This is a genomic window from Micromonospora sp. NPDC003776 (assembly GCF_053605645.1).
Genome location: NZ_JBSGJR010000213.1, coordinates 1 through 10,211, shown reverse-complemented (window position 1 = coordinate 10,211; position 10,211 = coordinate 1). Strand labels below are relative to the sequence as shown.

Below are 10,211 nucleotides of genomic sequence, written 5' to 3'. Positions count from 1 at the left end.
GCCGGCGGCGCCCGGCGGGAGCAGCCAGGCCGCCCGGCCGACGACGCGGCCGCCTCGCAGGGCGACCCAGGTGCGCTCGGGCCGGTAGCCACCGCCGGCGATGCCGTCGGCGTAGCTGACCTGACGCAGCTGCGGCAGCGGGTCAGGCATGGAGTCGAACAGACTTTCCTCGCCCGCGACCAGCGGGCGGATGACAACGTCGGTCACAGGAGTGGTCCTCCGGAAGGCAGACGCCCCGGGTCAGATCCGCGTGGACGCCGGTACGCGGAGGGGGCGCAGAATGTCGGACACGGGTTCGGCCCTCCTTCCAGCTCGTCGGCGTGCCCGAAAACATACGGCACCCGTTCCGGCCGCCGCAACGCGGTTCATCACGCACACATCGGTAGCCTGGAGCGCATGATCTTCATTACCGCGAAATTCCGGGTCCGCCCGGAGGACGCCGACCGGTGGCCGCAGATCGCCGCCGCGTTCACCGAAGCCACCCGCGCCGAGCCCGGCTGCCTCTGGTTCGACTGGTCCCGCAGTCTTGACGACCCGACCGAGTACGTGCTGGTCGAGGCGTTCCGGGACGACGAGGCCGGCGCGGCGCACGTGCAGTCGGCGCACTTCCGCGAGGCGCAGCGCGCCCTGCCGCCGCACCTGGCCGAGACGCCCCGGATCGTCAACGTCACCCTGCCGCAGCAGGACTGGTCGCTGCTGGGCGAGATGGCGGTCCCTGAGAACCGCTGAGCCGCGTACGCACCGTACGGCGGTCAGCCCTCCGCGTAGACGAGGTCCATGGTGTCCGTACGGCCGGACCAGTCCAGCACGAGGTGCCAGCAGCCGGCCTGCGGCATGTCGACGACCGACGGGCCGGGGCCGCCGGTCACCTCACGGGTGACCCGGGTGTCGGTGCCGTCCAGCGTCGCGGTGATCACCAGGTTGGCTGACGCGGCCGGGTCGGGTGACCCGGTGGCCGGCCGGGACACCCAGAGGATCTTGTTGGTGGGGCCGTCGATCCGGCCGTGGGTGAGCGGTTGACCGAACAGCACCGCCACGATGTCGCCCTTCGCCCCGAAGACGTGCGGCACCCGGGTATCCCCGTGGAACCCGGTGTCCGCCCAGTCCGGCAGCGGCCCGGTCTCGATCCGGGAGTGGCAGCCCGTCCCGGCGCTCGCCGGCGCGGCCGGCGGGCTGGCGGCCGTGCATCCGGCCAGCACCATCACCGACGCCAGCACCACCGTGCCCCTGGAAGCCATTTGGCACCCCCATTCCGACGGGACGACTCACCAGCAGGACACCGGCCGGGGCGCCCGGGTTCCGTCAGCGCAGCGAGTTCGCGATCGCGACCGCCTCGTCCCGGGTGAGGTCGCCCTCCAGCCGGTAGCTCACCCCGGCCTCCCCCCAGATCAGGGTGGCGGCGGCGAGCCGCGCCGTCTCCACCCGGACCGTCCCACCACGATCCACGTACTCGAGCGCGTGCGGGCCGCCGATCCACACCGCGAAGTCGCCGTTGACCTGGGTCCACTGCACGTCCGGCCCGGCAGCCTGCTTCTGGAACACCGGGTCCAGGTGGCCGTCGAAGGCGTCGAGGCGCAGCGCCCCGCCGCGGTAGAGCAGCGTGGCCACGCGGTAGGTGCCGGTGCCGTCGGGGTCGGCAACCAGCACCCGCTCGGGCGCACCCAGCGCGGCCGGTACCCGGATGGGGAAGCGCACCTTCCGTTGGGCCTCGTCGAGGGCGACGGGTCGTTGCGCCGGCAACGGCGACGGGGTGATCGAGGGCAGCACCGGCGTCGGCGACGTACCGATGACGATCCCGGAGAAGCGCAGCAGCCCGGCGACCGCGTCGGCGAGGGCGGCCCGCCCGGGCGGCAGCACCGCGACGAGCAGCGCGGCCAGCACGGCGGCCAGCCAGTAGCGCCAGCGGCGCCGCCGTGGCGGGGGCGCGGTCAGCCGGGCGCGGACCCGGGCGGTCACGTCCGGCGCCGGCGGGGTGTCCAGGCAGGCGGCCAGGTCCCGCAGGTCCCGCTCGAGGTCATCCACGGTGCACCACCTCGCGGTCGAGCAGGCCGCGCAGCTTCGCCAGCGCCCGGTACGTCCGGGACTTCACGGTGCCCCGGGGTAGCCCCAGCGTGGTGACCGTCTCGTCCTCGCTCAAATCGAGGAAGTACCGGCAGACGATCACCTCGCGGTCCTTCACCGGCAGCCTGCGCAGCGCCTGCACGAGCGCGGCGCGGCGCTCGGCGGCGAGGACGGCCGCCACGGCGTCGTCCTCGGCCGCCTCGGGCCCCGGGTCCGCCGCCGCGGCCCGCAGCGCGAGGCCGTCGCGGCGGGTACGCGAGCGGTGCAGGTTGCGGGTCTCGTTGGCGACGATGGCCAGCAGCCACGACCGGAAGGACGACTCGCCCCGGTAGCGGGACAGGTTGCGGTACCCCTTCACGAAGGCCTCCTGGATGACGTCCTCCGCGTCCGGCCCGGCGCCGAGCAGCACCGCCGTCCGGTGCGCGGACGCGGTGTGCCGGGAGACCAGGAGGTCGTACGCCTCCAGGTCACCGGCCCGCGCGCGGGTGACAAGCTCGTCGTCGTCCAGGGGAATCCTCCAGTCGGTCCACCCCTCATGACACCGCCCGCGCCGCGCCGGTTCCACCTCCCAGGGTGGGAACTTCGCCGCCGTTCACCGTGTCATCGGGGCATGACGCCCACCACGCTCTCTCGCCGTACCATGCTCACCCTGCTCGCCGGCGCGGGAGCCGCCACGCTGGCCGGCTGCGAGCCCACCCGGTCGCCGGCCGCGGCCGGCTCCGTGACGGTCCCCGACCGGCTGCTCGTCGAGGTCGGCGACGGCCTCGGCGTGCTGCGCGGCGGCGACCGGCAGACCATCCCGCACGCGGTGGCCGGCCCGGACGGCTTCGCGGCCTACGCGACCGCGCCCGCCGGCCCCGACACCGCGTGCTGGCGGGTCGACCTCGCCACCGGGCGCGCCAGCGAGCGGGTACGGCTGCCCGGCCGGTGGGAGCCGCAATGCGTCTCGGCCACCAACACACTCGTCGCGCTCACCCCGAGCCGGCAGGACGTCACCGGCGGGCGCCCGCCCGGGCGGGCGGTCACGCCCGTCCTCATCGCCGACGCCGGCGGGGTCCGGCACCGGCTGGACCTGCCGGGCAACGTGGTGCCGGAGGCGTTCACCGCGGACCTCACCGGGCTGTTCGTCCTCGACTGGCTTCCCCCGGCGGCACCGGACCGCTACCGGGTCCGCGTCGTCGACCTCGCCACCGGGGCGCCGGGCCCACTCTCCACCCGGGACAAGGCACCGATCCCGCCCGGCGCCGAGGAGGAGATGCGCGGCGAGGGCCGCCAGGCGGTACTCTCCCCCGACCGGACGACCCTGTACACCCTCTACACCCACCAGCCGGGCCACCGGCACACCCGCGACCTGGTCAGCGGGCGGCCAGGCAACGCGCACGCGTTCGTGCACACGCTCAGTCTCGACGTTCGCTGGGCGTACTGCGTCGACCTGCCGCACCCGTTCGGGGCGGGGTCGGCCGCCGGCCACGCCGCCGCGATCAGCCCCGACGGGCAGCGCGTCTACGTCACCGACGGCGCCTCCGGCAGCGTCGCGGAGATCTCCACCGAGGACCTGACGGTACGCCGGACGGTCCGCCACGCCCGCGTCGCCGGCACCGCGTACGCCGCCGCCGACGGCGACCGCCTGTTCCTCGCGGCCGGGACGACGGTACGGACCCTGGACGCCGCCCGCCTGGCTCGTACCGCGGAGTGGCGGGCCCGGGAGCCGGTACGTGGCGTGGTGCCCGGCCGCGACGGCACCCGCCTCTACCTGGGGCAGTCCGGCGCGGTGAGCTGGCACGATCCGGCCACCGGCGCGGAACTCGGCCGGGTGGCCGTACCCGGTCTGGTCGCCCTGCACGGCCTGGCGGGACAGCGATGACCCCACGCTCCGGCTAGGGTCGGCCCGATGATCGAGCCCGCCTACCTGACCGCCGCTCGGGAGTCGTACGACCGGGTCGCCGAGGACTACGTGAGGATCGCGCCGCCCCGGTTCGCGCAGGACGCGCTGGGCCGGGCCATGCTGGCGGCGTTCGCCGAACTCGTGCCCGCGCGGGACGGGCGGCCGGTCGCCGACCTGGGCTGCGGCCCGGGCCACGTCACCGCCCACCTGGCCGAGCTCGGCCTGCCGGTCTTCGGCGTCGACCTGTCCCCGCGGATGGTGGAGATCGCCCGCCGGACGTACCCGGCCCTGCGGTTCGAGGTCGGGTCGATGACCACGCTCGATGTACCGGACGGGCAGCTGGCCGGCATCGTGGCCTGGTGGTCGATCTTCCACCTGCCGCCGGAGGTGCTGCCGGCGGTGTTCGCCGGGTTCCGGCGTACCCTGGCCCCGGGCGGCCTCCTGCTGCTGGGCTTCCACGTCGGCGATGAGCGGCTGCGCCCCGAGCGGGCGTACGGGCATCCCGTCTCCTACGAGGCGCACCTGCTGGCCCCCGACGGCATCGCCGAACTGCTGCGCGAGGCCGGCCTGGTCGTCACCGCCCGGCAGCTCCAGGAACCCGACGAGCGGCTGAAGCGACCACAGGCCTGCCTCCTGGCCCGCAAGCCGGGTAACACGGAATGAGGGTCGATCCGGCGCGGTCGGCGGTGATCGCGGCCCTGACCGAACTGCGCGACGCAGGATGTCCCGTGGTGTCCCCCGACCACGTCGAGCAAATGGCCGACATCGGGCTTCGCCGCTGGCACAGCTTCGCACGTCGCCATCGGCCACGCGGGCCGGCCAGCCTCGATGCACGGGTCCGGGATCTGGTGCGCGGTCTGGTCGACGCCTGCGAACCGGAGCCCTCGCTGACCGGGCCGCTGACCAGGGACTACGAGTGCGTGGCGTGGGCCGTCGCCAGGGCCGTGACGGTCGACGGCGAGGAGCGGGACGGCACCTCTCAGACGGCTCAGCTCTGATAGAGGCGAGCGTCGGTTACTGCCCGGCTGTCCGAACGGTGAAGTGTGCGAACGAACCGGCCGCCCCCTGCCCGAAGGCACGCTCGGAGGATGGGATGGAAACGCTGTACGGGGCGTACCGCGGGTCGCAGGTGCCCGGCCCCGTCACGTCCGGCGCAGTGCAGCCGTACTGGAACGGGAAGGCGTCGAGCAGACTGAACAGGCCGTGCCCGATGGAGAACGACCGGATCTTGCCGGCCAGCGGTTCGCCGCCGCCCAGGGACGGATAGGTGCCGGTGTACGTAACGGCCTGCCGGTCCAGCGGTACGCCGACGTTGCCGACCTCGGCGACCACCCGGTCGTCGAGCAGGTAGGTCACGGTGGCCTGCCCGAGGGTCTGCCGGTAGCGGATCGCGGCCCGGTGCGCGACGCCCGGGGCGATCTGCACTTCCCTGACGATCTGGGTGTAGGCCTTGTCCAAGCCGACCTCGGTGGCCTCGGGACAGTTCGGGTTGGACGTGTTGCCGGTGATCGTGGTCGGCAGCCGCTCGATGAGTGGGAAGGCGTGGTTACCCGAGACGAACCAGTCGAAGAGTTGCCCGCTACAGAAGTCGATCATGTTGAGGACGACGGCCGCCTGTTGCCCTTCCAGAACCTCACTCGCCCACGGGCGGGCCGTCGGGTCCGCCGGGTCGTAGGAGCCGGGCGCCCCGTACTGGCCGTGCACCACCTGGCCGGCGGTCGCGCCAGGAGTGTCCGCGGTGATGTCGACCGAGAACTCGATCGACCCGTTTCGCGGCGCCTCGAAGGTCCGGTTACTGACGGCCATGTACTTCAGATGGTCGTAGACGCTGAAGTCCACGCCGGTCTTGAAGGGAACGTCACTGACCGTGAAGACGCCGTCGTGGACGCTGCCGGTGGCGCCGTCGAGCGGGCCGTAGATGTTGGACCACTTCTGCTGGTACTCCGTCAGGGTGGCGGAGTCGTAGTGGACGACGCCGGCCTGCGGCGTCGCGGTTGCGGCGTGCGCCGGCACGCCGGAGTACAGGACGACGGAGACGATCACGGCGCAGGCGACTCCGCCCCGGGCTTCTCTCGGTTTTCGCACGGTGCCCCTCTTTCTGCGGTCCCGGAGCCGTCCCGGTGCCCCGCCGGCTCCCCACATCGATCCATCCTGATGAGCGGGGGCTGCCCGGACATCGGCCGCTCGCCCGGACCACCGGACCGGCCCGAACACTTCGCCAAGCTGTTCGGCAGACTCCGTCCACCGTGCAGCCGCCGGTCACCGGCCGTTCACCTGGGCGCGGGAAAGGCCGCCGCCTGGGGCAGGGGGCACCATGCGGCCCCGGTGAGGCGGCGCCCGGGTGGTCGGCTGCCCGGCCGACCGCCCGGGCCTCCGTCATGCCCGCGCCACCAGCACGGTGACCAGGGTGTCTCCGCCGCAGTCGGGGATCTCCCGCAGCGTCCACCGGCCGACCAACCCGCCGCCGGCGAAGTTCGACTCGGCGTCGCGGTCTTCGACCTCCCCTTCGGCCAGGGTCAGTCCGGCCGCCGGATAGGCCCGTTGCATGAAGCCGAGCGTGTCGCGGAAGTGCTGCCCCGTCACCGCCGTCACGATCAACCGGTTCCCCGCGCGCTGCTCGGCTCCGGTGAGGACGGCGCCCGGCGGCAACGGCACCCGCGTCGGCAGCGCGCTTGGCCGCGGGACGGCCGTCGCCGCTTCGGCGCAGGCCTCCGTGGTGGCCGGGAGCCTCGCTCGGTCCGCCTCGTCCGGGGCACTCGGCCCCGCCCCGTCGGAGCAGCCCACCATCATGCCGAGCAGGACCGCGCCGGCGATCCCCCGGGTCACTTCTTCGTCGCCGTCGTCGTGGCGGGTGGGTCGTAGGCGGCGAAGAGCGACTTGCCGCCGCTCTGCCGGGCGATGGTGGCCAGCGCGTCGAAGTTCTGCGTCCCGCCGGTGGCGCAGGCGCCGGTGCAGCCGTCGGCGTAGCCGACGAGGACCCGCCCCTGCTTGTCGATCTGGACGTCCATGAAGTCGAGCAGGTTCCGGTCGGTGCCGCAGGTGGTGCCGCCGGTGCAGATGGAGCCCTTCTGTACCGGGTCCTGCGGGGTCGCGTCGGTCAGGGACCAGGTGCCGCCGCCGTCGTAGGTGACGGCGACGTACAGGTGCCATTCGCCGGTGAAGTTCTGCGCGTCCTGGTAGTTGCCGCCGGTGGTGGTGCCGAGGAAGGCGATCGCGGCGCGGTCGGCGTCCCCGGCGACGACGGCCGGGAACACGACGTTCTTCACCCCGAGGGCGGCGCCGACGTCCCGGTCGCTGTCCCAGGTCCGGCCGTGGTCGTGGGAGACCGCCATGTGGGCGTGACCGTCGGCGTTCTGGTATCCGAAGTACAGCGTGCCGTCGGACGCGACGCCCACCGACGGGTCGCTGTCCGCCGGCAGGCTGGTCGGCACCGGGCGTACCTGCCAGGTCAGGCCGTTGTCCTCGGAGACGGCCACCGCCTGGTTGGCGCCGCAACCCTTGTTGGGCACGTACACGGTGCCGTCCTTCGGTGACACCTTCACGTGGCCGTGCAGGCCACCACAGTCCAGCAGGGTGTACATCGGCACCGCCGGGCCGAAGGTGAGGCCACCGTCGCGGCTGGTCGCGCAGAGTGCGTCGGCGATGTCCTGGGAGCAGTAGTAGACGGCGTTCGGGTACAGCGCGAGGCCGCCGACGCCGTTGGGCGACCAGCGGCCGCCGCCGACGGTCTGGTGGTCGACGCCGGAGTTGATGCCGCCGCCCTGCGACGGCGTCCACGTCTCGCCGTCGTCGTTCGTGAAGCACATGAGCGAGGTCTTGCCGGCGAGCTGGGACTCGAAGGTACGGCCGGTGTCGTGGTCGGTGTACAGGATCGGGTCCAGCGAGACGTTGGCGGTGCACCTGGGCAGGTGCGCGCTCTTGTCCTCCCACACCGCCGTGGCCGGCGCGCTGCTGTCGTCGAAGCTCACCCGGTAGGTGTCGGTGTACGCCTGGTACATGACCTTGCCGGTCTTCCAGTTGGCGCCGATCGAGGGTTCTCCGGCGTCGTGGGCCCGCGGCAGGGTGCCCGGGGCCGGATAGTTGGTGAAGGCGGCGGCACCGACCGGCCCTGGGGCCGGCGCAACCGGCTTGGCAACCAGCTCAGCGGTTGCCGAGTAGCTGTCACCCAGCGGGATGAACGGCACGACCCGCACCCGGGGTACGCCCCGGCCACGGGCGGCAGCACCAGGGTTTCCGGGTCGGCGCTCGAGGCCGCCTGGCCCACCTCCGCGCCGGACGCGTCGTACACGTAGACGTCGAAGTCGGCGGCGGTGTCCGGCCAGTTGACCCTGATCCTGAGGTCGTGGTCGGTGTCGTAGCCGGCCGGCACGTCGACCGTCAGGGCGTAGTCGTCGCACGGGGTGGCGTCGCCGCAGGTGAGCGCGCCAGTGGTCGCGCTGACGTTGGGCAGCGCGAAGGGACCGCCGGTCCAGCCGACGCTCGGGCTGGTGGCGGAGACGACGCCGGACCCGGGGTCGGCCGCGCGGGCCGCCGTCGTCGCGCCGCCGGCGGTGGTCAACAGCACAGCGGCCACCACCGCCATCGGGCAGCGCATCCATGATCTCAAGGGAGGTACCTTCATCACATCCCTGCCTTCCTCGGCCCGCCTCGACGCACGCCGGTACCTGTGTCATCGCTCGCGGCGCCGCGGACGCAACCGTCACGGTCGATGGAATCCGGTTGGCCGTACGGCGGGCGCGACGCCCCCGGCGGGCCTATGGTGTGGACATGTGGAGGCTGCTGGCCGCGTCGGTGGTGGGGATGAGCGCCGCCGCGGCGCTGGCCGCCCCCACCCCGGCGACGTCGGTCGACGCCACGCCGGTGCTGACCACCACCCCGTTCGGCGCGTTGCCCGGGCAGCAGGTCACCCACACGGTCACCGTCGCCGGTACGGCGAGCCTGACGGCGGGCCGGATCACCTTCACCACCACGGCCGACCTGGAGGAGATCACCGTCCGCGCCGAACCCGGCCGGTGCTCGGTGTCCAGCAGTACCGTGGTCTGCGACCTGGGTGACGTGCGGCTGGCCGCTGGTGCGGCGCCGCCCCGGGTCACCATCACCGGCCGCATCCGCGAGGGTGCCGCGCCGAGCGGGCTGGTCCGCAACCGGGTCACCCTCACCGCGGCCGAGTTCGCCGAGGAGGACGGCCAGGTGGCCAGCAACGCCTACCTGCTGCCGGGGTCGGCCCCGACCAGCGCGGAGGCATCGCTGCAGGCGGTCGCCACCGAGCCGCCACCGGCCCGACGCGCGAGCGTGACCGTCGCCCTGTCGGCGCTGGGGGCCGCAGTTCTCGCGGTGGGCGTCGCGGTGCTGACCCGCCGGCGCCGGCGTCCGGGAGGCGGCCCGCCGCAGGTGCCACCGCCTGTTGCGGCCGGAGGGCCGGACGCGATGTAACAGCCGAGGGCACCGGTGGCGGGAGGATGCGGCATGCGGCGGCGGGCGACACTGACAGCGGGAACCCTCGCGGCGACGCTGGCCGTGGCGACGCTGACCCTGCCGGCCTCGACGGACCGTGCGGCGGCCGGCACCATCGGTCCGCTCCCCCTGCCCAGCCCGTCGCTGTCCCTGCCCCTGCCGCCGCTGCCTCTCCCCTCGGTGACCGTGCCCACCGTCAAGCCGCCGCCGCTGCCGTCACTGCCGCCGCTGCCGCCACCGATCCGGCGGTCACCGACCTCCGCGCCGACGCCCCGGCCCACCGGGCCGACCACCACGAAGCCGCCGAACGGTGCCGGCGCGCCCCCGTCCGCCGCCCCGGCCGCCCCCGCCGGACCGCTGATCAACCCCGGCGCCGCCGCCGCGCTGATCAGCGCCGATCCGGCCGCCGACCTGTACCCGCAGCCACCCGTGGACCCCGCCACCACGCCCGACGCCCGCCGGGTCGCCCAGCTGAGCGAACTTCAGCACCGGATCCAGTACCTGCAGAACATCCTCGCCCGCACCCGCGACGATCTCGCCCGGGCCGAGCGCGAACCGGATGCGGTGCTGCAGTTGCTGACCACGCTCACCGCCGGCGGGGATCCGTCCGCCGCGCCGCCGATCGCCGTGGCGGACGCCGCGGGACTGGTCGACACGCCCACCGGCCGGGCGGCCGCGCTGTCCGCAGCGCTCGCCTCCGGGCAGGCGGAACTCGCCCGGCGGCAGCGGGACGAGACCCGGGTCCGGCAGGAGATCGACCGGGTCGCCCGGCCCGCCACCGTCCCGAGGCGGGCCGCCGCCCCGGCGCGGC

At 74.0% G+C, this 10,211-nt stretch carries 11 protein-coding genes and 2 pseudogenes; 6 read left to right on the top strand and 7 right to left on the bottom strand.

Translation table 11 applies throughout. The features are described 5' to 3' along the window. Window positions 1-207: pseudogene (locus ACWEVO_RS18525) on the bottom strand (acetyltransferase); the annotation flags it as partial. 189 nt (window positions 208-396) lie between these two features. Here ACWEVO_RS18525 and ACWEVO_RS18520 point away from each other — a divergent pair. Further along, entirely contained in the window at window positions 397-729 is a 333-nt protein-coding gene (locus tag ACWEVO_RS18520; RefSeq protein WP_452308764.1) for a putative quinol monooxygenase, read from the top strand. Window positions 730-752: 23 nt separating this feature from the next. Here the strand turns inward: ACWEVO_RS18520 and ACWEVO_RS18515 are convergent, their stop codons facing one another. From ACWEVO_RS18515 to ACWEVO_RS18505, 3 genes are all read right to left on the bottom strand, one after another. Then, window positions 753-1,238, bottom strand: coding sequence for a hypothetical protein (locus ACWEVO_RS18515; protein WP_452308763.1), 486 nt, complete (start codon window positions 1,236-1,238; stop codon window positions 753-755). A 64-nt stretch (window positions 1,239-1,302) separates the two neighbouring features. After that, a complete protein-coding gene (locus ACWEVO_RS18510; RefSeq protein WP_452308762.1) occupies window positions 1,303-2,022 on the bottom strand; it encodes a hypothetical protein in 720 nt (239 codons plus the stop codon). Then, window positions 2,015-2,626, bottom strand: coding sequence for an RNA polymerase sigma factor (locus ACWEVO_RS18505; protein ID WP_452308761.1), 612 nt, complete (start codon window positions 2,624-2,626; stop codon window positions 2,015-2,017). The genes ACWEVO_RS18510 and ACWEVO_RS18505 overlap by 8 nt, the downstream gene beginning before the upstream one ends. A 45-nt stretch (window positions 2,627-2,671) precedes the next feature. On the opposite strand from ACWEVO_RS18505, the gene ACWEVO_RS18500 reads away from it, so the two are divergent. Genes ACWEVO_RS18500 through ACWEVO_RS18490 form a run of 3 tightly spaced genes read left to right on the top strand, consistent with a single transcriptional unit; the run spans window position 2,672 to window position 4,944 of the window. Continuing rightward, window positions 2,672-3,925 carry a YncE family protein gene (locus ACWEVO_RS18500; RefSeq protein WP_452308760.1) on the top strand — a complete coding sequence of 418 codons (1,254 nt, stop codon included), beginning with the start codon at window positions 2,672-2,674 and terminating at the stop codon, window positions 3,923-3,925. Between the two features lie 27 nt (window positions 3,926-3,952). Further along, window positions 3,953-4,609, top strand: a complete 657-nt coding sequence (locus tag ACWEVO_RS18495; RefSeq protein WP_452308759.1) for a class I SAM-dependent DNA methyltransferase — start codon at window positions 3,953-3,955, stop codon at window positions 4,607-4,609. Between the two features lie 23 nt (window positions 4,610-4,632). Continuing rightward, entirely contained in the window at window positions 4,633-4,944 is a 312-nt protein-coding gene (locus ACWEVO_RS18490) for a hypothetical protein (RefSeq protein WP_452308758.1), read from the top strand. A gap of 16 nt (window positions 4,945-4,960) precedes the next feature. Here ACWEVO_RS18490 and ACWEVO_RS18485 read toward each other — a convergent pair whose 3' ends face one another. From ACWEVO_RS18485 to ACWEVO_RS18475, 3 genes are all read right to left on the bottom strand, one after another. Then, window positions 4,961-6,031, bottom strand: coding sequence for a DUF6081 family protein (locus ACWEVO_RS18485; RefSeq protein ID WP_452308757.1), 1,071 nt, complete (start codon window positions 6,029-6,031; stop codon window positions 4,961-4,963). A gap of 291 nt (window positions 6,032-6,322) precedes the next feature. Next, the gene (locus tag ACWEVO_RS18480) at window positions 6,323-6,772 is read right to left on the bottom strand and encodes a hypothetical protein (RefSeq protein WP_452308756.1); all 450 of its coding nucleotides are present in this window, start codon (window positions 6,770-6,772) and stop codon (window positions 6,323-6,325) included. Further along, the gene (locus tag ACWEVO_RS18475) at window positions 6,769-8,130 is read right to left on the bottom strand and encodes a sialidase family protein (RefSeq protein WP_452308755.1); all 1,362 of its coding nucleotides are present in this window, start codon (window positions 8,128-8,130) and stop codon (window positions 6,769-6,771) included. Before ACWEVO_RS18475 ends, ACWEVO_RS18480 begins: the two co-directional genes overlap by 4 nt. A gap of 583 nt (window positions 8,131-8,713) precedes the next feature. Between ACWEVO_RS18475 and ACWEVO_RS18470 the strand changes: the two genes are divergently transcribed. Beyond that, window positions 8,714-9,379 carry a hypothetical protein gene (locus ACWEVO_RS18470; RefSeq protein WP_452308754.1) on the top strand — a complete coding sequence of 222 codons (666 nt, stop codon included), beginning with the start codon at window positions 8,714-8,716 and terminating at the stop codon, window positions 9,377-9,379. Window positions 9,380-9,412: 33 nt separating this feature from the next. Continuing rightward, a pseudogene (locus ACWEVO_RS18465) lies at window positions 9,413-10,211 on the top strand (hypothetical protein); the annotation flags it as partial.

Excerpts from the sequence above, each read along its gene's own strand:
- ACWEVO_RS18470 (WP_452308754.1), top strand. The coding sequence starts at position 8,714 with ATGTGGAGGCTGCTGGCCGCGTCGGTGGTGGGGATGAGCGCCGCCGCG.
- ACWEVO_RS18500 (WP_452308760.1), top strand. The coding sequence starts at position 2,672 with ATGACGCCCACCACGCTCTCTCGCCGTACCATGCTCACCCTGCTCGCC.
- ACWEVO_RS18515 (WP_452308763.1), bottom strand. The coding sequence starts at position 1,238 with ATGGCTTCCAGGGGCACGGTGGTGCTGGCGTCGGTGATGGTGCTGGCC.
- ACWEVO_RS18520 (WP_452308764.1), top strand. The coding sequence starts at position 397 with ATGATCTTCATTACCGCGAAATTCCGGGTCCGCCCGGAGGACGCCGAC.
- ACWEVO_RS18495 (WP_452308759.1), top strand. The coding sequence starts at position 3,953 with ATGATCGAGCCCGCCTACCTGACCGCCGCTCGGGAGTCGTACGACCGG.